This window comes from Nitrosopumilus sp., assembly GCF_025699125.1.
GTDB lineage: Archaea > Thermoproteota > Nitrososphaeria > Nitrososphaerales > Nitrosopumilaceae > Nitrosopumilus.
The window spans coordinates 110521-136342 of the sequence record NZ_JAILWC010000002.1; the positions used below are offsets into that span (position 1 = coordinate 110521).

The following is a 25822-nucleotide window of genomic DNA, read 5'->3' on the forward strand; positions in this document are numbered from 1 at the left end:
AATTTAGTTTTAGAATTAAAATATCATGTGATTTTGGCAAAAATTCATAGATCATTGTTTTTTTAGAATTTCAAGAGTTAAGAATTGGAAATTTCTTGTGGGTGGATTTCTGATAAGAAATAAAAGCATCTTTTTCTTCACTGCACTTTTTACATATACATAATTGGGAAACATTAGAAATATCACAAGTTTCCTGAAATTCACATTGAAGACAACCAGCTGATCCTCCACAAACGCTACATTGTAATTCATTAATTTGAGCACATTTTTCATGTTTTACACCTAATCCTTTTGCCCACAATCCAATTTCATTGATTTCTATTTTTTCATTACAGACAATACATGTGCCTGGAAATTTCATAGGAATTTTTCGCCAACTCATTGAATTAGTTCAATCTCCTTTTCAATAATATCTCCAAAAGTTTCTTCGAGTTCTAATTCCAGAGTTTTATTTTTAATGCAAAATAAAACATAAGGAAGACACAAAGTTACACAAGCACTTGAAGACATATGTAATTTTTTTGCCATTACAGATGATAATGATTTGATTTTTGCACCATCCCAACGAATTCTATTAAGTAATGGCCATGAAAGATTGTATTGTGCATATCTAATTCGATCATCATTTTTATATAATTTTATCAGAATATCATTTAGGTATCTCAAAAGTCTCCAATTCTGAGTTTTCATAATCTTTCCAAAAAGCATATCAGCATTTGAAATAGTTTCCAAATAGTTTGCAAGACTTGAGTTATCCAAAGTACTAGAGATAATACTGGAATAAAACGCATTAATTTTTTCCCTTGGATCAATTTGCATTGAATATAAAACAATTCTAGCTTCTTCAATCGAATTTGCTTTAAAGAAAGCATTTACACCATCTTCGACGTTGATATTTTCAAAAGTTGTTTCGGTTTGAGGATTAAAACCAGTAACTAAAGATTGGGCAAAGTTAATCATTGAACGAATATCTCCTTTAGATTTATCAATTGCTTTGATTAATGAACCAGGACTTAGTTTTGCATTTTCTTTTTTCAGAATATTTTCAAGATAGACTCGAAGTAACCTAGGAGGAATTTTTTTGAAATAGATTACTTTAACTACTTTTTTGATGCTTTTCATTTTATCGGATGTATCATTATTTGCTGCAAGAATAATTGGTACTGTAGGTTCTTTCAAAATATCAACAAGTGCTGAAGCTCCACCATAATCACCACGTCCATGAATTCCATCAACTTCATCAACAAAAATCATCGGAGTTCCCAGTACGCTAACATTACCCAGAACAGGCATGAGGATTTCATTAATTCTAGATTTACTTCTAACATCGCTTGCATTTAGTCCAATCATATCATATCCAAATTGCTTGGCCACAAGATACGCAATCGTAGTTTTTCCAATACCTGGTGGGCCAACTAGAAGAAGAGGTTTGGTACCCTTTTTCCATTTTGCAAACCATTCCATAATTGCAGCACGCGATTCTTCATTTCCCACCATATCAGAAATATTCTGAGGTCGGTATTTTTCAGACCACATCAATTTTATCACTTAGGAAGTTTAGAGTTGAACTCAGACCATTTGTTGATCTTTTGTAATTTATTGTACCAAAATTGATTGTAATGTTCAACAGTTAAAAATAAAAATTCCAGAAATTCTTTGTGTGTGAAATCTTGAGGCAATAATTCTAGAGTTAGCCTTGCATCTTGCAAATACAGATTACTTTTTTCCATGGTTATTTCGAATCCTTTTTTCACATCATTTGCCAACAAAGAATAGTAAAGTGGCCAGGAAGGGATTTTTACAAATCCATTTTTTATAGAATCTTCAATTTCATTTCCGCACCCAACACCTTCGGCAGCTCTTGCCATACCTAAATAGAAAATTTCTCCCAAAGGTCGTTCAGCAAGAGCCATATTTCTACCGGCAGTTCCCATGACAGCACGGTATTTTTTGTAAGATAAAGTCATTTCTTCTTCAGTAATAGTAGTTGGTTTTGACTTTAATTTCTCATCTAAGTACTGTCCAACTCTAGCATCTTTAAATCCGTCTTCAAATTCTTTTAGAACTTGTTCACCACCTTTTGAAATTTTATCTCTAGCTAATTTTAGAATATAAGGATTCATGAGTTTGTAATCGTCAAGAAATTCCAAGTCTTCATCTTTATCTACAATTCTATCCATAGGTTCACTCAAATCAATTGCCAGAATATGTCCTTCAACAACATCTTGTTTTAATTGAGGATCATTCCTTCCAGAATATTCTGCCGCAGCATCAAACAATCCATTAAAAACAGGAAATGTCATTTTTACAAAATTAGAATTTAATATTCGGTTTACTCTATCTCGCATAACTTCAATGGTTTCTAATTTAGATTTTATAGGCTCAATTTCAGATGCATTAAGAATAATTTCAGTTGAACCTACTTCATCACCAAAGGCTTGTTGAGTAGAGTTAGGATTTGTATCAGATTTTATTTCATTTAGTAGTCCTTGTGCGAATCTTTCTGCAAAGTTAGGAAATTCACTTTCTGTTTCTTCCTTGTACTTGTTAAATAATTTGAAACCTTTTGATTTAAACAGAGCCTGTTTCATTATTTGTTTTCCAGGCTTGGTACTCATCAGAGATTCTTTACTCACAACAGATTGATCTTTACCACTCACAAACGTAAGCTTCTTTATTGTTATTTATGCTTTCAAAACAAAAAATTTTCTTCACTTAAATTACGAAGTAAAAAATATTCATTATGCAAACAGTGGATATTCTCAGGGAAGCATCAAATAGAATTTTTGAAAATGTAAAGAATCTTGCAGGTACAGAACATGCTGCAGGAGATTTTGGAATAGGTGCAGGAGGAGATATTTCAAGAAACATAGACATGGTTGCTGAAAAAACAGTTTTAGATTATCTTAAAGAAATTAATTTTGAATGTATTGTTTTAGGTGAAGAATGTGGAAGAGTGGAATTATCAGACAATCCCAAGGGGTTTATCATAATGGATGCAATTGATGGTTCTGCAAACGCAGTTAGAGGGGTTCCATTTTTTTGCAGTTCATTGGCATTTGCAACTGAAAATAAACTAAGTTCAATCACTGATGGCGTAATTACAAATCTGGCAAATGGGGAAATGTATTGGGCTTCAAAAAACAATGGTTCATTTTTTAACGATCAGCAAATAAAAGTTCGTAGTAATGATCCCATATACAAAATAGTGGGAGTAAACATATCTGGGGCATCAACTGATTTGGTTAAGCGATTACTTCCCATATTTGAGAAACACGAACATCTTAGACATTTTGGGGCAAATGCTTTAGAAATGGCATTTTTTGCTAGAGGGTTGCTTGATATTTTTATTGATTTACGAGGAAAAATTAGAATTCAAGATATTGCTGCAGGATATCTAATTGTAAAAGAAGCTGGAGGATTATTATTAGATGCAGATTTGAATCCACTAGATGCAGATCTCAGTTATGATGCAAGGATTTCTTTCATTGCAGCATCGAATCAGAAAATTCTTGACGAAATAATGTCATTAATCGATCAATAACAGATTTTATTTAGTTGAATCATATCGATAAATTTAGCAGTTAATTTGATAAGTTAGAACGGTGTTGAAACTTTTGAATCAATCATAACAGAAATATATTTATCCAAAGTCACGAAAAAACTTCTTGTATGGTAACTGAGATGAAAGCAAAGGTCGTCTATAGTGAGTTACTAAAAGAAGATCTAGTAATCATACGACTAGTACCAGAAAATGGTATGCCTCAATATAAAACAGGTCAATTTTTAACAATAGGACTTCCAATACCGTCAGAAAAAAAAATAGTAAGAAGAGCATACTCAATTGCATCACATGCAGAAAATAGAGATTATTTTGAATTTGTAATTAGATGGGTAAGGAAGCCACTTCCAGGGAGGGTTACAACTGAATTGTTTTATCTTAGCGTTGGCGATGAAGTGTACCTTGGTGAACCAACAGGTGCTGCATTACAAATTAGTGACAAGCTGCCTAATGGACAAAAAGACAATAGAAGAGTAATTTGCGTAGGAGGAGGCACAGGATTAGCACCATTTATTGCATTTGCTAAACATTTCCACGATACAAATGATAAACGAGAAGTAATTGTTTTGCATGGTGCAAGTTATGTAGACGAATTAAGCTACAAACGCCTCTTAACTGATTTAGAATTAGAAAGTGAGAAAAGAGGAAGAGACAAATGGAATTTCAGATATAGAGCCGCAATTAGCAGACCAAAAGAGTATTTCAATAGATCATGGAATGGTCATGTTGGAAGAGTAGAGTCGTTTTTCCAACCCAATAAAAAAACAGGATTATCACCAGTAGAAGAAATGGTGGGTGAAGAAATAACTCCAGAAAATACAATCATCTACATTTGTGGTTATCAAGGAACTATTGATGGCGTAATGGAACATTTAGGACCAAAGGGATTTGTGACAGAACATGAAAAAAAGCCAGATGGTAGTTTTGCTATAAAGTATGAGTCTTACGGATGAGTTTCTCAAAAGAATCATCAGGTATGCAAGTTTCTCAATCCATGAAACCTAGAATAGTTGAATTAATGCATACCTGTGGATTTTTATATTGATTATTTTTCATCAAAACATGGCACAACTGAAGTGTAGAGATTACGGTTTTGAATGTGATTTTGTTGCAGATGGTGAAATGGAACAAGTTATTGAAAACTTTAGAACACACACAGATGACGAACATGGAATAGATTATTCTAAAGAAGCCGTTATGCAATTTCTTTTAAGAAAACAAGGCTTGTAAAAATTAAGCATCGAATCTTTTCATTCTAGCAGACAAAACAGGTAATTCTTTTTCAATGATTTTCTCAACTGCTGGAACAATACCAGTTCTAGTCCTGACACTTTCTTCATAAATTTCCGCAATTTGATCTCTAAACAATAATTTGATTCCGGGGAGAGCAGTAATCCCCTCATCAACAGTTCGAGGTTCAGATAAATCTAAAATGAGGGTACCTTTTGTTTTTTCTTCCATCACTAATCTAATTCTATCATATGTGATTAAGAAGTAATCAGATGTAGTTGCAACAAAAACAATATCATACTTATCAAAACTTGTTAAAACATCGTTAAAATCTATAGGGGTTCCACCCAGAATAGTTGTAAAACCAGTTGCACGTTCAAGAGTTCTGCTTGTGACATCAAATGAGATACCCTTTTTATCTAAAGCCTTTACAAGTGTTGCTGCAGATTCACCAGTTCCAATAAGTAACACTTTTTTCTTAGAATCAAGGCCTGCTTTTTCATCCACAAGTTTCACCGCAACATCACCTAAAGATACAACATCTTTTGAAATTCCTGTTGTGTCCCTCATTCTAGTTGATAATCGAATTACGCTTTCAAATAATTTATTTAGAATTGGTCCTGATGTACCAGCATTTTTTGCATTTGTAATTGCGTTAACAACATCATCAAATACATTTTGCCATCCAACAACTAAGGCATCTAAACCAGAAGTTAATCGTAAAAGATTAAGATATACATCATCACCTTTGTAAACCTCCAGAGTTTGATCAAAATGATCTATATCAATTTGTTCTAATGAAGATAAAGATATCCAAGTGTCTTTAATTTGATTTAACACAAGTACTTTACCTTCAGGTCTTCTTGCATCAGGTGAATCATCAGTTTCAACATTACTAACTGTAAAAATTTCAACTCGAGTTGCCGATTGAATAATCACACATTCCTCAACACCAGGAATTTTTTTAAACTCTGTACATGCAGCGTTCACATCTTTAAAGGAAAATTTGGATAATGTATGTATAGGGACATTTTTGAAAGTTACTCTTGCATTCATCACATCAAAAGATATTTTGCTCAAATCATCCACCCATTATGCCTTTATTTTATCCCGTCCACCTTTGGCTGTTCTAAAAACATTCATTCCGATATAGAAATTTTCATGTAAAGATTCCAAATAAATAATTTCATTTTCAGCATCTTTAAGTTCTTTTTCAGATGCATTAGGATTATTTTTTAATTTTTCAAGTTTTATTTTTGATTCTTCTAAAAATGAATCAACACCACGCTCGTAATTTGAAACTCCGCCAAATTCTGGACTAAGTACATGTTCTGGAACATATACAGGAGTTTGATCCTGAGGAATCTCTGCTTGTCTTGTTAGGGATTCTTGTTCTTCTTGTGAGAGGATTGGTCTAGGGAATCTGTCTTTTTTATTTAAGAAGAATTCAGGCTCACCCATTTCCCGTCTGAATATTTCTTCACCTTGTCTCTTAAACGTGTAATCAGATTTCTTTGCCGCATCGGCTTTAACTTCAGCAGCTATTGCTTTGTATTCTTCCTCAGCTGCTGCTTCTGCTTCGGCTTTAGCTGCCTCTGCTTTTGCAAGAGCCTCTTTTACTGCTGCTTCAGCAGATTCTACAGCTTTTGCTGCTGCTTCTGCTTTTGCAATTGCTTCTTCAGCTGCTTTTGTTTCTCCAGCTGCTTTTGCTTCTTCAGCCTCTTCTACTGCTGCTTCAGCAGATTCTACAGCTTTTGCTGCTGCTTCTTCAGCGGCTTTAACACCAACAGCAGTATCTTTGACGGATGTCTCATCAGAAGACGAATCTACAGATTCTTTTTTCTCTTCAGACATCAAATTTTACTAAAATTGCCTGAATTTTAATATTCTTGTAGATAATTCAAAGCGCTAGTTTTTTGTCTTCAATCATGAAAATTCTGATTGATCGCGATAAAAAAACTCAAATCAGGAATAATAGAAAATATGATGTACCCTCATCAGGGTTTATGAGATCAGTTCGATACTTTTATTGACTTAGGCATGAGTCCAAGGACTTCTATTATTTTGTGATAAAAGAGACATAAAATTCTATAATTCCAAAGTTTCATAAGTTCCAGAACCACATGCAGGACAATTAGGGATTGTTTTCAACCCTATCGCTCTGTTAAAGATACAACCACAATCCGTACACACTCTAAGATCTGCTTTTACCATGATTTTTAAAACAACTCACAAGTTTTGAATATTTGTGTCATAGTATTGTCCTGAGACCCTTACACCTATTCCTTATTGTTACTTCAGTAATGCCTGCAGCATCGGCAATGTCTTTTTGAGTTCGGTTTTCTTCCAAATCTATACTTGCAAGATATAACGCAGATGCAGCTAATCCCATAGGATGTTTCCCAGCAAGAGCGTTTTGTTTTTCTGCTTTTTTTAGAATTTTCATGGCATGTCGTTTTGTTTTTTCTGACAATTCAGCATTACTTGCAATTTTTGCAATACATGAAACAGAGTCAGCAACGGGTATTTTCAGTTCTAATTCTTTGAAAATTAATCTATAGCTTGCAGTAAGTTCTTTTCTTTTTATTCCCATTGACGATGCAATTTCTTGCAATGTACGTGGAGTCTCAGATTCACGACATGCAGCATAAAGAGCAGCTGCAATAAGGGCGGCAATAGAACGTCCTCTGATTAGTTTTTTCTCCAAAGATTTTCTATAGATGTAAGATGCTTTTTCTACAACTGCGTCAGGCAAGGACAGTTTTTCTTTTAATTTTAAAAGCTCTGATAATGCTTGTTGAAGATTTCGCTCATCATTATTTTTCATATGACTTCTATTATCCCATTTTCGAAGGCGTTTCAAAGAAGATTTCATTGAAGCAGACAATGGATTTCCAGAAGAATCTCTGTCAAAGGGATTGATCATAGTACTTAGACCTCGATCGTGTCGTGCCAAGGTTGTCTTATCACCAGTATGAGATCTGCTTGTGGTAGAATTTGTAAATATCCTCTCAGATCTACTGTCATTTACTTTTTCATCCAGCACCACACCACAGTTGGAACAGAATACTTCCTGAGAGTCTACATCTGTAATCACAGTATTTTTTCCACATCTAGGACATTTTGTTTCTTGTAAACTCATAATAAAATCAAAAATATTTTGCACTAGTGTTCTGCATGTCTCTTCAGTTTTTCAGACATTGTAATTAAACTGGTTTCAAGTCTTTTAGGGCTTGCAATGTAAAAATCGGCATAAAAATGACCATCATCTTCAAGCCATTTTGTATCAATTCCCTTGCTATGCAAAAGAGAGATTGTTTTGTGTTTTTCTTCAGAATCTGAGAATCTTCTCTGTCTGATTGGTTTTAGGTCACTTTTTACAAGAGAGTAGTCATAATGATCGAAGGTGTTCTCAATTTTGTCCATATCAAAAATCCTCAAAACGGAGAACGCAAAGACAGGGTCTTTGTCTAAGAATCCCAAATCAGATTCAGATTGCTGTTTTTTAATTAATTCAAAAAGATTTGAGAATGCCTTGTATCCAATATAGCCAATGCAGCCAGTTGCAATTATCATATCAGATCGTGGGATATCTTTGATGGGTAGATTCCCAGACTCTAAATTGACACATATTCCTTTTTTGCAAAGCCCCATATTTTCAGAGAATTTGAGTGCAGGTTCAGATATATCTATTTGATAAAAATCAAGGGTGTCATCATATGAAAGATTTTCAAAAATTTGTTTTGATTGTTCAATTGAAGGCTCTTGTTCTAAAAAGAAATCATCTAATTCAGACATTTTCAAATCATATTTCATTAGCGCAGAATTGATTCCATAAGAACTTCCAATATCCATAATGTTAATTTTTTTTGAAAGCTTTTTGTAAAGTTGTTTTGCAATAGAAAGATACAACGGTTTTGTTTTATCAGGAATGCGATAGTCTAACCTCTTCATTTCTTTGAGATATGCATTTGGAAATTTCTGTGTGTAAATGTTTGTAAAATCTTTTTTTACTGCCAGCTCTTCCATGTTGGCAAAATGTTATCATGCCACCCGTTATAAAACCATCGATGAGATGGTTGGATATTGTAATAACATCATAAAGTGAATATAAGGAATAATCCATATTTTTGGACATACAGTAATTCTCATGCTCCAACTGAAAACACGAGGAATATGTCCCCCAACGAAACAGAACCATAGGATTGAGCTCAGGAAGTTAATTTTTCAATTTTCACAGTACTCATAAATCAACAAAAAATGTGTTGAAAGAATTAGAGTTTTGATTATTTTCAATAGACCAATGATTACATTAAAGATGATGTTTTTAAATTAGTGTTGAGGAGATACAAACCTAAAATCTCATATAGATTAAGAGAAATCCCAATAAAACAGATCAAAATATGGAAAGAAGCTCAGGCACGAAAGCTTGACAGAGAAAATATTTCAGAACTGGCAAAATCTATCAAAAATGAAGGATTGTTGAATCCGCCTTTAGTACAAAAAGAAAACAAAGATACATACTTGTTAATGTCGGGACAGAGGCGACTTGCAGCAATGAAAAGGCTGGGGGCAAAAAAGATTCCAGTACACTTGCTTAGTAAAAAAACAGAGTATGATCTTGAAAATGCAAAGGCTGCATCGGTAGTTGAAAACATTCATCGAAACGATATGAACCACAGAGAAATTGCAGACGCGTGTAAGTTTTTGACTGAACAGGTTGGCAAATCATCAGCTGCAAAATCAATGGGAATGTCACCTGCAACATTAAACAAATATCTTGGGTTTGCAGGTGTTCCTGAAAGACTGAAATTATTAGTACCTTCACTAGTTTCAAGAGACGAAATTACAAGATTATACTTTATTGTTCCAAATGTAGTAAAAGCTGAAAAAATAGTTCAAAGAATATCCAGTTTGGATCATACCTTACGGAAAAAATATCTCATCGCATTGTCTCAGACTCCAAAATCATCGCATCAGAAACTTTTGAAACGTGCAAGATCTCTTCGAGTCAAACAGAATATATCATTGAAGTTATCCAAAACAAATGCCAAAAAACTAGCAATTGAATCAAACAAGAAGGACATACAGCCGGATGAATTAGCAGGCAAGATAATATCAGACTATCTAAAACGTAAAAAAAGTAGAACACGATAGAATTTTTTCATCTTAACAGATATTATTTTTCATCTAATATGTTTTCTAGGCATCCGACATCACAATATTTTTCAAATCCGATAAACTCTTTGTTACATATTACACATTTTTTTACTAGTCTCATACCATAATATGTCATTTCTAGAATAAAAAATGATCAATACATGTAATCTATATAATCTGAATTTTGTAGATTCTTTTTGTATTCAATTATTGCCTGATTGATGTTTTCTAATTCTTTTTTATTCATGTGATTTAACATATGATTGATTTTCAGACCAAATTTCTCAATGTTTTTAATAATTTCATCAGTCAACTAAAAAATGTCCAAAAAAGAAACCCATTTAAGATTTATTGTATAACGCGATCATCGGATTTTTTTATTATAGTATTTCCAAATGTTTCAATTTTATCATAACAGAGTTAGTTAATTGGTTAGGGTATACTGTTCATGGATCTAAATGCGAGACTATCCAGTCTTTTATTGCCATATCTGTTCTATGTTCCTGACATCTCACATACGGACATGGGATCAGTCTAGGACATTCTACTTCTTCACATTTTCTATACAAGCCAAGAATGTTAGTGCCTTTAGGAGAAATAGACATCAGAGCACAGGTTTCCTGACTGTTTTAATTACATTGTTTTTTATATGATTTTTTTCATGTTGACGAACCTCGTCAAATGTGTATGAGGTTCCAATCCAATGAAAATCACATTTAGGGCATTTGTATTTCATCTATTTTTCTGCATCCTCTGATTTCTTTTTTTCAGATGCAGTGAGTGTATTTACGTCAGTTGTGGCGGTGGTTTTACAAGAACCAAATTTCAGTTTTTCAATTATTTTTTTAAACATACTCTATCAAGTTGCCCTGTGATATATACTGACGTAAACTGAACATTGACTGTAACTTTGTTGTTAAGATCAATATTCACATTACCAAACAATGATTGGTAGTTACTAGTACCAATGGGCAATGATTCTGATTAGTTCTCAATAGTAAATCAGATATCAGAATACAAAATATAAGAGATTATTCAAACAACTAATACTAAATTTCATCATACCAAATTAGATATTCATAATTTTCAAAAGAACAGAGTCAAATAGTTTTAATTTTTGAAATATTGTGAAAACTCCAATACTATCATTTAACAGCAATCAGAAATCCAAGCTAACTTGGAAAATAACGCAAGTCATTTAAAAGTTGAATATAAAAAAATTAGTTGCTTCCGATAAGAAACACAACTTGAATAGATGTTGTGATGTCTTGCTCGGAAGAAAACACCGGAGTTGAGGACATAATCTTTGATTCAGCCATTGCAAAATCTCCACTAAACACTGGTTGTGGGTATGGCATTCCAAATTCTGAAAGGGAAATGCTCTTTACTCCAATTACAGTGTGGTCAAGTGGAGCTAATGCTTTTTTTGCCTTTGATTCTGCATTTGTTATTGCTTGTTCTAATAGATCATCTTTGAGGTCCATTTGTTTTTGTGGAGATAGAGAATAATACACAGAATCAACTCTGTTTACTCCTGCATCCACACCATTGTCTATGATGGATGCTGCAAGATTGAGTTTTTCTGTTTCTACGGAGAGAATGTTTGACACCTTGTATCCCACAAGTTCTCTTGTCTGAATTCCCAAAAACTCATCATTGATATATTCATAGACAGGGTAGATATTCAAAGAAGATGTACTAATTTCTGACTCTGTAATTCCAACAGATTTTAGTGCTGAAATTACATTCTCCATCATCTTGGAATTTTCCTCTAGTGCTTGTTTTGCAGTAGGTTTCTGAATTTCTATGCCAAAAGTGACATTCAGAAGATCAGGATCTACTGATGCTGTTGCCATGCCTGTAACTGATATGGTCTTTTCCAATGAGAGAATTGATGCCGGTTGTGCACTTGCCTCAGGATACAATGCTCCAAAAGAAATAGACACTGCAAGTACTGCAAGCATAGCAATAACTAGCTGTTTTGATTTCTTCATGACTTTAGGTAATGATATTTTGAAAATAAGGTTTGATTAAATTTCAATTTAACCAGAAATCTTAATAACACAAGTTAGAAGAACAATGGTTCAATGAATTCAGATGATATTCCAGATTTATCGGACAGGGTAGATATTTTATCTACTGAAGATGAAAAACTAAAAACAATTGGAGAAATACTGTCATCTGATTCGAGTAGGAATATTCTCAAGATTTTGTTTAATGAATCACTTACTGCAAACCAAATAGCACAAAGAACAGAAATGTCTTTACCACTGGTAATACACCATTTAAAAAAAATGCAATCAGCTCAAGTGGTAAAGATTACAAATGTTGGTAAAAACTCAAAATCACATGACATGAAATATTACACAATTGACAAATTTGCAATTGTAATTCTTCCTACTGCCATGACCCAATCTGCAAAGAAAAGTAAATCACTGTTTAATTCCTTTACAAGAATTCATAGACTCGCAACGCTTGGGGGAGTCTCAATTGCAGCATGGTTTTCATCACAATTTCTTCAAAATCAGACTAGCATTCCAGCAGTACAATCCAAGGCATCATCTAAGATATCTGAATCATCAGAGTCTATGATGATGCGTTCAATCCCTGAACAGTCAGAAAATATACAAGACACATTACCATTAAGCTCATCTGATCCGCAAATTGGGGTTTTATTGTCTGTAGTTGTAGTTCTTTCAGTCGTAGTTTCAGGATTGATAATTGAATTAATAATCAAACAAAAATTAAACGCTGCAAAGTGCAACTAGCTGGAACTGATCATTATATAAACACATAAAAAATAATTTCTGCACACTTACGTCGTAGATTGCTTATGAATAAATTTCATGTACGAATAACAGATAAGGGAACAATGCCGAATTACCTCTAAAACTGTTATACATTGATTTCATTTATTCACCATAAACAGTTTGGAGAATAGAGCTATTCCTGACAACTTCTGGCGTAAACTGAACATTGACTGTAACTTTGTTGTTAAAATCAATGTTCACATTATCAAACAATGATTTGTATTTATCTACCGCTCTTCTGTTTCCTGTAAAGCCAAATCCAGTTTTTACAAGCAATCCCTGTTCTATGAGGAAATTGATTTTCCTGTATCCTGAAGTTCTAGGAAGGTTTAGCTTTTCAATAATTTCAGAAATTGTCCATGGTTCCCCAATTGATGCGTTGAGAATTTTTGACATTTCATCATCACAGAACGCCTTTATGATTGATTGGCTAATTTTTGAATCAGATATTGCAAATCTCTTCTCAGATTTGTCTTTGTTTGATTTGATGCTACAAATCTCCTTGAGGAATTTTTTTTCCAGACCCGTTGCGCCTGCGCCAAAAAATTCCCTCAAAACATGGTCTATCTTGTCAAACTCTCTCATTGCAGAAGTAATTGATATGCCAAATTTTTCAAATAGCCTATCCTGTATCTTGCGAAATGTATTTTCACCCAAATTGTCTCGAATTATTCTTTCCAATGATTCTGCAAGAAGGGAATCCACTCCAGACATACCTTCATGAGGTAATACTTTCATATTAATTCTCCTCTGTTTAAAATCAACCTACAATCTCCGATAATTTGCGAATGTTCGTCGTATTGTTCTTGCATGCTAAATCTAGTGCTTTCTGCATACTTTCTGTATATGATTCAAGATTGTTTTGCTCAGGCCCTATGATTTTACATTCTTGGATTATTGGCAATATTTTCAAATTCTTGTATTGCTCATAAGTTACCACACATGAGTAAACGGAATCATCCTCTTTGAACATGTATTGAATCTTAATTGATGATTTGCGATCTTCATCAAGAAAAACATCTGTTACTGTTTGTTTTATTGTATGGATATCAAATGGTTTGTCAATTACATGTACATTTAACGATTCAAGAAGTTCAGATTCTGTGGCATTAATGTCTCCAGTAACCATGATTATCTTCGCATCTGGGTATTTCTCTTTTATATTCTCAACTGCATACAATCCGTCATATGCAGGCATCTGCAAATCTGTAAAAACTATGTCAGGTACGTGTTTTTCATACAATTTGACTGCATCTCTGCCATCATATCCTCTGGCCAGAACATCTACTTTGATTATAGATAATAGTTCGCAAAACAGATCCACAATATTTTGATCATCGTCTATTACAATACAGCTAACCATTGTACAGTTTTCTCCCAGTCACAATATATAATGTTAACATGTTATATTCATACTTTATCGTGTTACATTATTATATCATGTTAATAATTATCCAGATCAATAAGAAGTCAAAACTGAGTGAGAGGTTTTTTATTTCCAAAGTAATGCGATATAGTGTGTCCTTCATACAATAAGCATCTTTTTTCATCATCAGCGCACTTGGCTTTGCATCTATCTGGCGGACTAAATGGCATAAAATAAAACACAGATGTCCATATTTAGATCAATCGCAGGTATTTTTTAATGACATCATTTGGAATAGAATGTCTTCAGGGATTTCAAGGCGATTATTACCTGTGTCTGTTCATTACTATTTGCTTTGATACAGACATTACAATTGCACTTGAATCACATGGTTTGAGAATATAGTCCTTGGCGCCTCCTTTCTTAACTACATCTTCTACTGTTTCTTTATTTTCTTTTGCAGATATGACAATGATTTTTGCATTAGGATCATAGTGGTTTATGGCCATTGAAGCTTTTACTCCATCAACGTTGGGCATTATGATATCCATTATTGTTACATCGGGTTTGAAAGCAATATATTTTGAAATTGCTTCTTTTCCATCATTTGCCTCATAATATCTACTTCCAATTTGTGCATCACTGAGGGTTCTTTTAATGAACGTTCGCATATATGCTGAATCATCAACTATGAGAATTTTACAAAATCGTAACGGATTCATTGTTTTCATGCTCATTTTTTCCACATCAATTAACATCCTGTCTTAGTTTAGATAATGCTTCTTTGATCATGATTGGATCTATGGGTTTTGTAACATATCCTAGATTTGGAATCTTTCCGCTTTTTACTGCTATCATATTTGATTTGATGGAGGTGACAATTATCATCATGACGTTCTTGTCGATTTCTCGAATTTTTATTGCAGTCTCAATGCCGTTTAGGCCTGGCATCTCATAGTCAAGTGTCACCAAAGACGGCCTGTGTTTAATAAAAGCCCTGACTCCTTCAATGCCGTTTTTAGCCTCAATTATTGAGCCAATTTTCAAATAAGATAGCGTCTCTCTGATGCTTTCTCTCATGAATTTAGAGTCATCTATAACTAAAGCACTCAATCCCATGAATTGTTATGATGTTACTACCACATGATATTGTGTCTGTATAAAAAATCCAAACAATATCAAAATTTTATTAGACTCATACGATATTATATTCTTGGAAGTTAGATTACACAACGCCAACATTAGATTTTCTTGGCAAGATACTCCCATTCTACAAGAATAATCTGTCTGGTTTCAGACATTGTTACGTTGTAGATTGATTATTGCAAAAAAATTAATTTGTAGGATTCATCAAGGCAGCGCGTTCTTTTGTTTTTTGATCAACTAATGCATTGACATATTTGCCTGGTTCTGCATTACAATCGCCAATATTTACTGCAAAGCCATCCATAGTTTCAGCAATACAACCACTTTCAGTATTTGCAATTACCTTGACCATCTCCATATTGTGCTCAGGTGCAGTATAGAACATCAAATATGCAAAAAGAAGACCAGCTCCTAACGCAATTACTCCGGCAATGATGAAGGTAGTGTTTTTACTTGATTTTTTATCAGATCTGTTATTTATTGCAGACATATCACTTCTTCTTCTAAATTGCTTATAAACTACGTAGATATTTTTCATTAATAATTTTCAAACATGAAAGTATATAGGATAATTATTTCTGCGTGTTACCTTGTTTTTATATACTGTTAAATCAGAATGATAATTTATTGCCATAGTTCCTTGTTGAGTAGAATCATGGTTCTTGATATTCGCTTGTCATAGTCATAAATGCCGATATTTTTTGGATTTGAGGCTTTTTGGCTCAATAATTCTCTTTTGTAATGTAGGAATTTAAAGAGAATTGATGGCGCCCTCGGCGGGATTTGAACACGCGTCTCAGCCGTGACAGGGCCGAATTCTAGACCGGGCTATACTACAAGGGCACAAGTTGTTTGAACAAAATTGCCAGATTAAAAGTTTCTGTCACAACAAAAAATTTTGTAAAAGACTAAATTATACGCGAAAAGCATTTTTGATGAGGGTCTATGGCGCAGCCAGGTAGCGCACCGGACTTTTAATCCGGTTGTCAAGGGTCCGAATCCCTTTAGACCCGCTACTTTTCTTTATTTTATTCAATAATTTCATTGACTTGTTTTGTCAATGATTCAATAGCAGAACTAATTTTATTTTCTCTTTTAGTGACATCTATTCTATATTGATTAATCTTTTGAGTTCTGTCAGAAATCATTCTTTTTTGTTCATCATATCCCGAAGATCCAAATGATTTCCTATCCTTCAAAGAAGAAACAACAGTAGTATTTGAGATGATTTTCGATACAAGTTTTGGATCAACCTTAGTATCAGACACAGATTTTTTTATTTGATCTGGAGTTAATTTTGAAATAGATTTTTTTGATTGGTAAGCCATCTGGACTAAAGATCCTGAAATTTGATGAGTCACTCTGAAAGGAATTCCTTCCTTAACTAATTTTTCAGCAATATCAAGCGCAATTAGATTACTTGATTCAGTAACTTTTTTCATTTGTTTTTCATTTACTTTCAAAGTAAGAAGTATAGATTTTAGTATCAACAATGCACTGATGGATGTTTTTGATGTTGACCAAATAGAAGATTTAATCTGTTGTAAATCACGTCCGTAACCAGATGCTAAACCTTTGATGGTTGTAAGTATTGCAGTAAGATTGCCAATAATTTCAGATGTTTTACCACGGGTTAATTCTAAAATATCTGGATTTTTCTTTTGTGGCATAACACTAGATGGAGACGTAAATTCATCAGCAAGCTCAATAAAAGAAAATTCAGATGTTGACCAAATTACAAAATCTTCAGACATCTTGCTTAGATTGGTCATCAAAATTGAAATCATTGCAATATATTCAGCTACAAAATCACGCGTACTTGTTGCATCAATAGAATTCTCAACAACATCGTCAAAACCAAGCATCTTTGCTGTACTATGTCTATCAATAGGAATACTTGTCCCACCAACAGGTCCTGCACCAAGTGGACTTTGATTTACTCGTTCAAAGGTTCCATAAAGTCTCTGAAAATCTCTAGACAATACATCTGCGTGAGCTAAAAGATAATGAGAAAACAAACCAGCTTGAGCTTGCTGAAGATGAGTGTAAAGAGGCATGATTGTTTTTTGATGATTTTTAGCAACCGAAACTAGTGCTTCAATAGTATCTAAAAGACAACTACAAATGATGTTAATATCATCTCTAATTTTCATTCTCATATCTAAAGAAACTTGATCATTACGTGATCTTGCAGTATGCATCTTGCCACCGCTTGCCATACCAGCTTTTTTGATAACTAGTGATTCAATTAATTCATGAATGTCTTCTGCTCCTGATGATACATCAAATTTTTCATTTTTTAAAAAATTCAATGTAGATAAGATCTTTTTTGCATCATTTTTTGTAATTATGTTATTTTGATATAACATCAAAGTGTGAGCTTGACTTCCAATAATATCATAATAAGCAATTTCAGAATCATCATTAATTGATGAAACATAATCTAAAGTTATATCACTCAAATCAGTACCAAGACGTGAACGATACATTATCTAAGGTTCTAGAATGGTTATATATAGCATCGACGCTTTTGCCCACATGAGTCAAGATATCAAACAGCTTAGAGTGAAAATCTTCGATGAATTATCAAAGATTGTAGATCCAGAAATCAATACGTCAATTGTAGAATTAGAATTAATTGATGAAGTAGATATCAATAATGACAATGTTAAAGTGGATTTGCATCTTACCAGTCCATTCTGTCCTGCAGTATTTGGTTTTAAGATTTGTCAGGATATTCATGATAATCTATTGAAAGTAGATGGCGTAGATGATGTGAAAGTGAATGTTTCAAATCACTTTATGGCAGAACAGATTAACAACCAAGTTAACAATAGTCCAAATCCAAAAAAATCAGGCTAGCCTCTAAAACCGAGCAGGTATCCTCTAAGTAACTGAATGCCCATTGCGGGATCAACGCCTTTTGGACATACCTGACTACAGGAGCCAGCAAAATGACATCTCCAGATACCATGAGATTCATCAATAATTTTTAGTCTAGAGTCTTTTCCTTTATCTCTGCTATCTGCAACATATCTATATGCCTGAGCTAATGCCTGAGGTCCAACAAAAGAGGAATCAGTTGCCATGGTTGGACATGCAGAGTTACACAACCCACATTTTATACAGTTTGCAAATTGTATGTATTGTTCAACTTCTTCAGGAGATTGTAAAAATTCCCGCTCATCAGATACTAAATCAGCATCATCTCGAATTAGATATGGTTTGATTTTATGATGAGTATCAAATAATCGTTCAAATTTTACTGCAAGATCCCGGATAATTGGAAAATTATTCATTGGTTCGACTGTGATAACATCAGAATTTAGTTCACTGATTTTTGTAAAACATGCCAATCTGGGTTTCCCATTAATCATCATTCCACACGAACCGCAAGTGGCTTGTCTGCATGAATAACGAACTGCTACAGAATGATCAAGATGTTTTTTGACTTCAAGAATAGCTTCCAAAACTGTAGTCCATCTTTCATATGGAATTGTAAACTCCATGAATTTACTTGAATCATCGTGTTCTGGATTATATCTTGCAATTCTAAGTGTAATTGATTTTGATGAAGATATTGGTGTCGATGTTTGTTCATTTGCAATATGAGATACTTGTGCCATGTTATATCATCCCCATGTTAGTCATAATAATTGTTCTTGAGCCATACGCTATTAAACCAAACATTGCAGCTAAGCAACCATATGAAACAGCTTTTTCATAAAGTTGGCCTTGTTTTAATTCCAATAAAATAACTCGTAATCCATTAAATCCATGAATTGAAAGTAGAATGAGAATTAATTCTAACATTGCAGCATATGGAATAAATTTGTAGTTTGCAATAACGGATTCATATTCTAAAGACTCTGCAAAACCCATCGTAAGTCGCATTAAAACATGTACTGCAACTAAAGCCACAGCTGCCAGGGCAGTTCCATAATGAATTTTCATAATTGTGCTTTCTCTCATATTATTCACCAAACATTACCGCTAGTCCGTACATCATAGCAATTGCTGCAAGAACTATTGCAGAATAGATACCTATTTTGTGTCTGTAGTTTTGGGATGCAGGATCATACGGATAATCAGGTCTTGCAGGCTTTCCTACACCAACACCTCCATGTCCCAGCATTACTCTAATTCCATTAACTGTATGAAACACACACATTGCAATTACAATTGCCAAGAAAATGTGTCCTTCAGTAGTTTGAGTTAATTCAAGAAATTCATTCCATCCTACTTGTCCTCTTAGAATATTACTTGTTTCATAAATATGAGCCACAAAATATGCCAATAGTCCTAATCCACTTAGTCGCATTAACCAATAAGCTACTCTTTCAATTCCATAACGGCTAGGATTAGCCATTCCTTTGATTCCTTCTTTGTGTTCGTCTTCAGTCATCTAATATTTCCTCTCCACGGGCTGATATTTTGTAATTGTTACAGGATGTGTTTTCATAATTGGTTCATTTGGATCATAGTAAGCTAGGGTATGATGTAAAAAGTTTGCATCATCACGTTTAGTATAATCAGTTCTTGCATGTGCACCACGAGATTCTTTTCTATTAATTGCGCCAAGTAAAACAATCTCTGCTACCCTAAACATGGAATCTAGTTCCATCACATTTGCAAAATTAGTATTGTACTCTTTTGCTTTATCATCAACGTGTTTCCAAGTCATTGTTTTTAGTTCACGAATTTTCTTCAGACCTGCAACTAGATCAGTTTCATTTCTATAAACATAGGCTTTTTCATTCATTGTGTCAGTCAATTCCTGTCTAATTTCATATGGATTTACATCCCCATTCCCACGAAAGATTCCATCGTAGATTCTCTTTTCTTCTGCTGCAACTAAGTGGTGTGGCCAAGGATTTGATGATGTATTATTCATTGCATATTCTGCAGCCAATTCACCGGTAATTTTTCCCCAAACAATACACTCAGATGTGGAATTTGCACCTAATCTATTTGAGCCATGAACGCTATTACATGCTGCCTCTCCAGCAGCCCAAACGCCTTGGATTTCTGTTGCACCATCAATATCAGTATGAAGTCCACCCATCATATAATGGCAAACAGGTCTAATGTCAAGTAAATCGGTAGCAGGATCAACACCAGAAAACTTGATGGATATTTCTCTAATACCGCCTAATTTCTCTTTGATTTTTTCATCACCAATATGTCTCAAATCAAGTTTCATGCAATCAACACCTGTTTCATGTTTGAATCCACGTCCTTCTTGAATTTCTGTCATAATTGATCTTGATACAATGTCACGAGGAGCTAATTCCATTTTTCCTGCAGCATAATTTTTCATAAATCGTTCCCCTTTGTTATTTAGAAGATAGCCGCCTTCTCCTCGTGCACCCTCCGTAATCAAAATTCCAGATGGCATGATTCCTGTCGGATGGAATTGTACAAACTCCATATCTTTGAGTGCCATACCAGCACGTAATCCCATATCCAAACCATCAGGTGTAGATGAAAGTGCATAAGTTGAAAAACTATACAATCGTCCAGCACCACCCGTTGCAATGATGAGAGCCTTTCCCTTAATTGTGTAAAACGTTCCTGAAGATAATTCAATAGCAGTGACTCCCATGAAACGTTTTCCATCATGTATTATTGATGTGACAAACCATTCGTTGAGATATTCAATATTTTCAAATTTTTGACATGTGTCATACAATGTCTGCATTTCAAAGAAACCAACTTTGTCAGATGCATATGTAGCTCTTGGAAAACTATATCCTCCAAAGTTTCGTTGATCAATTCTGCCATCAGGTCTTCTAGACCATGGCATTCCCCAATGATCTAACTGATGAATTTGTTGTGGCATTTCAACACAAAGTCTTTCAGCAACATCTTGGTCTGCAAGAAAGTCACTTCCTTTAACAGTATCATAAACATGGGATTCAATTGTATCGCCTTCGTCCTCAAATAGAACTGCAGCGGTTCCTCCCTCAGCTGAGACAGAATGAGAACGCATAACTTGTACCTTTGAAACAACCCCAATTTTGAGATGAGGTCCTTTTTTAGCAGCAGATATTGCAGCTCTCAAACCTGCAAGGCCCGAACCACAAATAATTAAATCAAATTCTAGTGAATCAACCATTTTTAGACAAACTTTCTTGAGGTGAGTTAAATATGTAGTAATTGTCAGGCACGAGCCAAAAATTTAAAATATATCACTAGTGATATTATTAATGATGATTTCTGAATGGTTTCAGAGAGTAGGTAGCTCAGTTCCAAGAGGATTTTCCAGATATTTCATTTTAGAATTATTAAAAAAGAAGGAAAGGACTGGCAAGGAGATCATAGATTATGCGGTAGAACAAAGTAATGGGATATGGAAACCATCTCCAGGATTGATCTATCCATTGTTGGGAAGATTATTGGATGAAGGACTAATTGATGAAACAAAAGACGGAAAATACAAACTAACAAAAAAAGGCCTAGATACTGCTGCAGATGTAGATAAAATTAATGACATTGTAAAAAAACAGCTAGAGGTTCTTTTTAGATTGGGGAATGTAGGAAGATTTGTTGCATTAGATTTGTTAGAAAAGATCTCTACAATGGGATCAATTCTAAGTTCAAATTTAACAAATATGACTGATGATGAAACTCAAAAATATAAAAAATTCCTTCAAGATGAATTAAAAAAAATAGAGGAAAAAAGATCAAAGAAAGGAAAAGAGATCAAAATAGAATAATATTTTTGAAAAGTAAATTAATCTATTTTTTAGAAAGCCGATGATTCTTACTAAACAAAAGTTCAAAATTTTTGGTTCATAGGCATCATTAATTGCAGTAAATAACATCAAAAGAGAAGGAGTTGATTCCAATACTTGGAATTGATGTAATTATTGATTCAATCATTATTTTAATTGGTGCTAAAATCAAGTCCGAAACAAAAGATGGGTATAGTTGAGATTATTTTTAAAATGATAAATAATTCAACAAGAGAACACAATTATGAAAAATTTGAAAAGTATGTTTAAATCAAAAAAACCACTTGTAATTCCAGGAGTTTATGACGCAATAGGTGCAAAGATTGCAGAAAAAGTTGGATTTGATGCAATGTTCCAAACAGGATATGGCACATCAGCAACCCTGTTTGGAATGCCAGATTATGGATTTATTGGTGCATCTGAAACAGTGGATAATGCAAGAAGAATATGTAGAGCAGTTTCAGTTCCAGTAATTGTTGATTCAGATACAGGTTATGGAAATGCACTAAGTGTTTGGAAGTTGGTAAAAGAATTAGAATCCTCAGGAGCATCGGGAATATTTCTAGAGGATCAGCGATGGCCTAAGAGGTGTGGACATATGCAAGGAAAAGAAGTTATCCCACAAGAAGAATACACAGAAAAGCTAGGTGCTGCAATTGATGCAAGAGAAAGTAAAGACTTCATCATTGTTGCAAGAACGGATGCCAGAGCAACCGAAGGATTAGATGCTGCAATAGAGAGAGGGATTCAAAATAAAAAAACAGGAGCTGATGCAGTGTTTATTGAAGCGCCTAAAACATTAGATGAAATGAAAAAAATTGGAAAAGCAATCAAAGCACCACTTGTTGCAAACATGATTGAAGGAGGAGCTACACCGCTAAGTTCAGCCGAAGCGTTAAACAAAATGGGATTTAAAATAATACTGTATCCACTGTCCGTATTGTTTGCCAACACATTTGCAACAATGAATATTTTACAAGAGCTAAAGAAAACAGGTTCCACTGCGAAATTCAAACAAAAAGTGGTTAATTTTGATCAATTCAATGATCTTGTAGAACTACCAAAGTTTAGAAAGATGGAAAAAAAGTACGGGTTTTCAAAGAGAGAATAAAAGAAAAAATTTCAAGTAAAGCATACAGTTATGCTGTATTTCTCTTTACTTCAATTTCTATTGTTGAAACGTTTCTGGTTCTACCGTCTTGGGACTCTAGTGATTCAGAGCCAATTTTTATTTCTCCGATAGAGTAGCCTGCATTTTCAGTTTTTCTTGCAATGATTTGAGCTACATCTACAGCACGGCCTATGCTGAGTCCTCTAGCTTTGATGTTGACGGATGGTAAGTTTGCCAATTGAATTAGCGTTGATGTAACATATGCCATCAATGGTTTCTTACCAATGAATATGGTGTCTCTGGCTTCGTTTGACATAGAATTTTTACTATTTAAGGATAATTTAAAGCTAAAAGGGTTTTTTGGAATTTGATAAAAAAATATTGAAAAATTCTAACTAATATTAACCAGAAACAAGGATTTCTTAAGAACTTGGAAAATATTTCAAAAGTTTTAGAATCAGGAAATAGTCAAGAAAAAATCAAAATTTTAGAAACGCTAGACAAAACAGATAATCCAATAATTTTAGAAAAAATTATTTCAAAATTGAATGATGATGATATTCAAGTAAGAGGAGAAGCATTTAGTTCCCTCGTATTAAATAAAAATAATATTTCAAATTTTTTGATTAAAAGTTTGAATTCCACCAGTAAAAACATCAGAGGTTTTGCATTACTAGTATTAGCAAACAGAAATGAAACAGAGGCAATTCCAGAAATAGTAAAACTGGTCAAAGACGAGAGTTCTATGGTCAGATCATGTGCAATAGGCGCGTTACGACATCTCAAGGCAAAGGAAGATAAGGAAATTTTCCTTCAATCTCTTTTAGATTCAAATTTAGAAGTAAGAAAAAGTGCTCTTCAAGCAATTATTGATCTAAAAATTTCAATTCCAGAAGACAAAAGAAATGAAATCAATAAACTGAAAGATTTGGAAATGGAAAAATTAATTTCTAAATTAAAATAGTGGACCGGAAGGGATTTGAACCCTTGATCCGATGCATGCCATGCACCTATCCTACCAGACTAGACGACCGGCCCAATAATCAGAAATCTGATTGAATAAGATTTTTCAAATTGGTTATTAACGTTTAGCGGTTTTATTGAAATCTACCTATGAAATTAACACAATATATTTAACCTCGAGAATGATGATTCAATCGTTATGGTAGTAGATAACAAAGCGACTGTCACCTATGTACAATTACTAAAAGAAGATCTTGTAATAATTAGATTAGTTCCAAAAGAAGGACCTGTTCCAGATTATCAAGCCGGCCAATTTATCACACTAGGATTACCAAATCCTGCAGAAGGTGGAAAAATTGTTAGACGTGCATATTCTATTGCATCTCATCCAGAAAATAGAGATTACATTGAGCTGGTAATTAGGTGGGTAAGAAAACCCCTTCCTGGAAGATTAACTACGCAGATATTTAATACAAAAGAGGGAGATGAGATTCTTTGGTTAAAGCCTACAGGTAGAGCGTTGTTAATTAATGAAGAACTTCCAAACGGAGAAAAAGACAACAGGAGAATTATTTGTATCGGTGGCGGTACTGGTCTTGCACCATTTGTTAGCTATGCGCAACATCTTCACGATATAGGAGATAAACGAGAGATCATTGTTTTGCATGGTGCAAGTTATGTTGATGAGTTAAGTTACAAAGATTTGCTTACTGGACTTGAAAATGAAAGTATTGCAAGAGGCAAGGATGAATGGAATTTCAAATATAGAGCCGCCATCAGTAGACCACAAGAATGGTTTAACAGATCATGGGCAGGTCAAGTTGGCAGAGTTGAGACATTCCTTAGACCTAGAGACAATGGAATGTCACCACTGGAAGAATTAATCGGGGATAAAATCACAAAAGAAAATACAATGTTTTATGTTTGTGGTTGGCAGGGAACCATTGACGGAGTAATGGACTTCCTAAAACCAAAAGGCTTTGTAACAGAACACGATAAACGTGAAGACGGAAGCTTTGAAGTCAAATACGAATCTTACGGATGATTTTAAAAAAAGAAAATTCTCTAAAAATCAATCATTGAAATATGAGATTTATCTAAGAAAACTAATTTGATTACAGCATTATATCTTGCACATCTTAATCCAGTTACTAATGCTCATGTAGAAATAATTTCTGATCTAAAAAAAGAGGCAGACATAGTCAAGGTAATGCCAGTAGTTTTCAGAGATGGAGACAAGGAGATTAACAGTAAAAGTTTTCCATTTAATTTTGAAATCAGGAAAAAAATGCTTTTGTCAGTTTTTGGGGATTCAATTCAAATAACAGATGATTATGCTTTTTTTGCTCCGTTTAAGAAATACATGCCACCGTTATTAGCACCAAAATCATGGAAACTACGAAAACAAATTCTCAGAGGAGTTCAAGGGGATTTTTTCTCATATACGGGTGACAAAGCAGAAGGATACATGCTAAAAATATACAGATTAAATCCCAAAGTAGGAGAAAGAAAATCCCTTTCAGCTGCATCGGTTAAAGAGAAATTATATGATGCGGCTCTTGGAAAAGAATCTTCATGGAAAGAATACGTTCCAGAAAGTATTGCCAAGATAATTGAAGAAGAGTGGGAAACGGTTGAGAGATTTTCAAATTCTGAAGATTTGACTACCCGTGTAGTAGGAATGAAATTTCCTAAAGAAGGGTGGTCAAAGAATAGCTCAAAGTGATTTTTTCCAAT

The 25822-nt window shown here is 33.9% G+C and carries 33 protein-coding genes and 3 tRNA genes; 13 read left to right on the top strand and 23 right to left on the bottom strand.

Translation table 11 applies throughout. The features are described from left to right. Positions 1-70 precede the first annotated feature (70 nt). Positions 71-382: a hypothetical protein gene (locus K5783_RS06020; RefSeq protein WP_297472978.1), complete on the bottom strand. Its 312-nt coding sequence runs from the start codon at positions 380-382 to the stop codon at positions 71-73. Beyond that, positions 379-1536: an AAA family ATPase gene (locus tag K5783_RS06025; protein ID WP_297472980.1), complete on the bottom strand. Its 1158-nt coding sequence runs from the start codon at positions 1534-1536 to the stop codon at positions 379-381. Before K5783_RS06025 ends, K5783_RS06020 begins: the two co-directional genes overlap by 4 nt. Positions 1537-1827: 291 nt before the next feature. On the opposite strand from K5783_RS06025, the gene K5783_RS11255 reads away from it, so the two are divergent. The 4 genes from K5783_RS11255 to K5783_RS06045 all read left to right on the top strand — a co-directional run bounded on the left by K5783_RS11255 (position 1828) and on the right by K5783_RS06045 (position 4792). Continuing rightward, positions 1828-1878: a hypothetical protein gene (locus K5783_RS11255; RefSeq protein WP_366939170.1), complete on the top strand. Its 51-nt coding sequence runs from the start codon at positions 1828-1830 to the stop codon at positions 1876-1878. 865 nt (positions 1879-2743) lie between these two features. Further along, entirely contained in the window at positions 2744-3544 is an 801-nt protein-coding gene (locus tag K5783_RS06035; RefSeq protein ID WP_297472984.1) for an inositol monophosphatase family protein, read from the top strand. A 128-nt stretch (positions 3545-3672) separates the two neighbouring features. Further along, on the top strand, positions 3673-4515 hold the full coding sequence (locus tag K5783_RS06040) for an FAD-binding oxidoreductase (protein WP_297472987.1): 843 nt from the start codon (positions 3673-3675) through the stop codon (positions 4513-4515). Between the two features lie 109 nt (positions 4516-4624). Then, positions 4625-4792, top strand: a complete 168-nt coding sequence (locus K5783_RS06045; RefSeq protein WP_109876491.1) for a DUF1059 domain-containing protein — start codon at positions 4625-4627, stop codon at positions 4790-4792. Between the two features lie 3 nt (positions 4793-4795). Here the strand turns inward: K5783_RS06045 and K5783_RS06050 are convergent, their stop codons facing one another. The 5 genes from K5783_RS06050 to K5783_RS06070 all read right to left on the bottom strand — a co-directional run bounded on the left by K5783_RS06050 (position 4796) and on the right by K5783_RS06070 (position 8821). Next, the gene (locus K5783_RS06050) at positions 4796-5872 is read right to left on the bottom strand and encodes a glutamyl-tRNA reductase (protein ID WP_297472991.1); all 1077 of its coding nucleotides are present in this window, start codon (positions 5870-5872) and stop codon (positions 4796-4798) included. 12 nt (positions 5873-5884) lie between these two features. Then, positions 5885-6646: a hypothetical protein gene (locus tag K5783_RS06055; RefSeq protein WP_297472992.1), complete on the bottom strand. Its 762-nt coding sequence runs from the start codon at positions 6644-6646 to the stop codon at positions 5885-5887. Positions 6647-6880: 234 nt separating this feature from the next. Next, entirely contained in the window at positions 6881-7006 is a 126-nt protein-coding gene (locus K5783_RS06060; RefSeq protein ID WP_297472994.1) for a hypothetical protein, read from the bottom strand. 37 nt (positions 7007-7043) lie between these two features. Further along, positions 7044-7934 (bottom strand): TFIIB-type zinc ribbon-containing protein, encoded by an 891-nt coding sequence (locus K5783_RS06065; RefSeq protein WP_297472996.1) that lies wholly within the window; start codon positions 7932-7934, stop codon positions 7044-7046. A gap of 23 nt (positions 7935-7957) precedes the next feature. Then, the gene (locus tag K5783_RS06070) at positions 7958-8821 is read right to left on the bottom strand and encodes a hypothetical protein (RefSeq protein ID WP_297472998.1); all 864 of its coding nucleotides are present in this window, start codon (positions 8819-8821) and stop codon (positions 7958-7960) included. Between the two features lie 306 nt (positions 8822-9127). Between K5783_RS06070 and K5783_RS06075 the strand changes: the two genes are divergently transcribed. Beyond that, positions 9128-9949 (top strand): ParB/RepB/Spo0J family partition protein, encoded by an 822-nt coding sequence (locus K5783_RS06075; RefSeq protein WP_297473000.1) that lies wholly within the window; start codon positions 9128-9130, stop codon positions 9947-9949. A 157-nt stretch (positions 9950-10106) separates the two neighbouring features. Here the strand turns inward: K5783_RS06075 and K5783_RS06080 are convergent, their stop codons facing one another. From K5783_RS06080 to K5783_RS06090, 3 genes are all read right to left on the bottom strand, one after another. Beyond that, the gene (locus K5783_RS06080; RefSeq protein WP_297473002.1) at positions 10107-10265 is read right to left on the bottom strand and encodes a hypothetical protein; all 159 of its coding nucleotides are present in this window, start codon (positions 10263-10265) and stop codon (positions 10107-10109) included. Positions 10266-10398: 133 nt separating this feature from the next. Beyond that, positions 10399-10557 (bottom strand): hypothetical protein, encoded by a 159-nt coding sequence (locus K5783_RS06085; RefSeq protein ID WP_297473004.1) that lies wholly within the window; start codon positions 10555-10557, stop codon positions 10399-10401. A 615-nt stretch (positions 10558-11172) separates the two neighbouring features. Continuing rightward, positions 11173-11946: an SIMPL domain-containing protein gene (locus K5783_RS06090; RefSeq protein ID WP_297473006.1), complete on the bottom strand. Its 774-nt coding sequence runs from the start codon at positions 11944-11946 to the stop codon at positions 11173-11175. A 93-nt stretch (positions 11947-12039) separates the two neighbouring features. Between K5783_RS06090 and K5783_RS06095 the strand changes: the two genes are divergently transcribed. Continuing rightward, on the top strand, positions 12040-12720 hold the full coding sequence (locus K5783_RS06095; protein WP_297473009.1) for a winged helix-turn-helix domain-containing protein: 681 nt from the start codon (positions 12040-12042) through the stop codon (positions 12718-12720). A 144-nt stretch (positions 12721-12864) separates the two neighbouring features. Here K5783_RS06095 and K5783_RS06100 read toward each other — a convergent pair whose 3' ends face one another. From K5783_RS06100 to K5783_RS06125, 6 genes are all read right to left on the bottom strand, one after another. Beyond that, complete coding sequence (locus K5783_RS06100) at positions 12865-13500, bottom strand: transcriptional regulator (RefSeq protein WP_297473010.1); 636 nt, start codon at positions 13498-13500, stop codon at positions 12865-12867. 22 nt (positions 13501-13522) lie between these two features. After that, entirely contained in the window at positions 13523-14125 is a 603-nt protein-coding gene (locus tag K5783_RS06105) for a response regulator (RefSeq protein ID WP_297473012.1), read from the bottom strand. A 329-nt stretch (positions 14126-14454) separates the two neighbouring features. Next, positions 14455-14859 carry a response regulator gene (locus K5783_RS06110; protein WP_297473014.1) on the bottom strand — a complete coding sequence of 135 codons (405 nt, stop codon included), beginning with the start codon at positions 14857-14859 and terminating at the stop codon, positions 14455-14457. 16 nt (positions 14860-14875) lie between these two features. Beyond that, the gene (locus K5783_RS06115; RefSeq protein WP_297473016.1) at positions 14876-15247 is read right to left on the bottom strand and encodes a response regulator; all 372 of its coding nucleotides are present in this window, start codon (positions 15245-15247) and stop codon (positions 14876-14878) included. 214 nt (positions 15248-15461) lie between these two features. Beyond that, on the bottom strand, positions 15462-15764 hold the full coding sequence (locus K5783_RS06120; protein WP_297473018.1) for a hypothetical protein: 303 nt from the start codon (positions 15762-15764) through the stop codon (positions 15462-15464). 275 nt (positions 15765-16039) lie between these two features. After that, positions 16040-16117 (bottom strand) — tRNA-Asp (locus K5783_RS06125). Between the two features lie 96 nt (positions 16118-16213). Here K5783_RS06125 and K5783_RS06130 point away from each other — a divergent pair. Next, a tRNA-Lys gene (locus K5783_RS06130) sits at positions 16214-16287 on the top strand. A gap of 15 nt (positions 16288-16302) precedes the next feature. Here K5783_RS06130 and argH read toward each other — a convergent pair. Next, entirely contained in the window at positions 16303-17763 is a 1461-nt protein-coding gene (argH, locus tag K5783_RS06135; protein ID WP_297473021.1) for an argininosuccinate lyase, read from the bottom strand. 49 nt (positions 17764-17812) lie between these two features. Between argH and K5783_RS06140 the strand changes: the two genes are divergently transcribed. Next, positions 17813-18136 (top strand): iron-sulfur cluster assembly protein, encoded by a 324-nt coding sequence (locus K5783_RS06140; RefSeq protein WP_109876502.1) that lies wholly within the window; start codon positions 17813-17815, stop codon positions 18134-18136. On the opposite strand, the gene K5783_RS06145 is transcribed toward K5783_RS06140, so the two are convergent. Genes K5783_RS06145 through K5783_RS06160 form a run of 4 tightly spaced genes read right to left on the bottom strand, consistent with a single transcriptional unit; the run spans position 18133 to position 21392 of the window. Beyond that, complete coding sequence (locus K5783_RS06145) at positions 18133-18900, bottom strand: succinate dehydrogenase/fumarate reductase iron-sulfur subunit (RefSeq protein WP_297473025.1); 768 nt, start codon at positions 18898-18900, stop codon at positions 18133-18135. The two genes, K5783_RS06140 and K5783_RS06145, sit on opposite strands and share 4 nt — an antisense overlap. Position 18901: 1 nt before the next feature. Then, positions 18902-19246 (bottom strand): succinate dehydrogenase, encoded by a 345-nt coding sequence (locus tag K5783_RS06150; protein ID WP_109876504.1) that lies wholly within the window; start codon positions 19244-19246, stop codon positions 18902-18904. A 1-nt stretch (position 19247) separates the two neighbouring features. Next, positions 19248-19679: a succinate dehydrogenase gene (locus K5783_RS06155; protein ID WP_297473027.1), complete on the bottom strand. Its 432-nt coding sequence runs from the start codon at positions 19677-19679 to the stop codon at positions 19248-19250. Next, the gene (locus K5783_RS06160; RefSeq protein WP_297473029.1) at positions 19680-21392 is read right to left on the bottom strand and encodes a succinate dehydrogenase/fumarate reductase flavoprotein subunit; all 1713 of its coding nucleotides are present in this window, start codon (positions 21390-21392) and stop codon (positions 19680-19682) included. Between the two features lie 91 nt (positions 21393-21483). Between K5783_RS06160 and K5783_RS06165 the strand changes: the two genes are divergently transcribed. Both K5783_RS06165 and K5783_RS06170 read left to right on the top strand, forming a co-directional pair. Continuing rightward, on the top strand, positions 21484-21993 hold the full coding sequence (locus K5783_RS06165) for a PadR family transcriptional regulator (RefSeq protein ID WP_297473031.1): 510 nt from the start codon (positions 21484-21486) through the stop codon (positions 21991-21993). Positions 21994-22273: 280 nt separating this feature from the next. Then, a complete protein-coding gene (locus K5783_RS06170) occupies positions 22274-23122 on the top strand; it encodes an isocitrate lyase/PEP mutase family protein (protein WP_366939171.1) in 849 nt (282 codons plus the stop codon). A 28-nt stretch (positions 23123-23150) separates the two neighbouring features. On the opposite strand, the gene K5783_RS06175 is transcribed toward K5783_RS06170, so the two are convergent. Next, positions 23151-23438, bottom strand: coding sequence for a DNA-binding protein (locus tag K5783_RS06175; RefSeq protein ID WP_109876508.1), 288 nt, complete (start codon positions 23436-23438; stop codon positions 23151-23153). A gap of 114 nt (positions 23439-23552) precedes the next feature. Between K5783_RS06175 and K5783_RS06180 the strand changes: the two genes are divergently transcribed. After that, positions 23553-24086, top strand: coding sequence for a HEAT repeat domain-containing protein (locus tag K5783_RS06180; protein ID WP_297473036.1), 534 nt, complete (start codon positions 23553-23555; stop codon positions 24084-24086). Here the strand turns inward: K5783_RS06180 and K5783_RS06185 are convergent. Beyond that, a tRNA-Ala gene (locus K5783_RS06185) sits at positions 24087-24160 on the bottom strand. It lies immediately after the preceding gene. 124 nt (positions 24161-24284) lie between these two features. Between K5783_RS06185 and K5783_RS06190 the strand changes: the two genes are divergently transcribed. Beyond that, positions 24285-25130, top strand: coding sequence for an FAD-binding oxidoreductase (locus K5783_RS06190; protein ID WP_109876510.1), 846 nt, complete (start codon positions 24285-24287; stop codon positions 25128-25130). Between the two features lie 66 nt (positions 25131-25196). Beyond that, positions 25197-25811 carry a hypothetical protein gene (locus K5783_RS06195; RefSeq protein ID WP_297473038.1) on the top strand — a complete coding sequence of 205 codons (615 nt, stop codon included), beginning with the start codon at positions 25197-25199 and terminating at the stop codon, positions 25809-25811. Positions 25812-25822 lie beyond the last annotated feature (11 nt).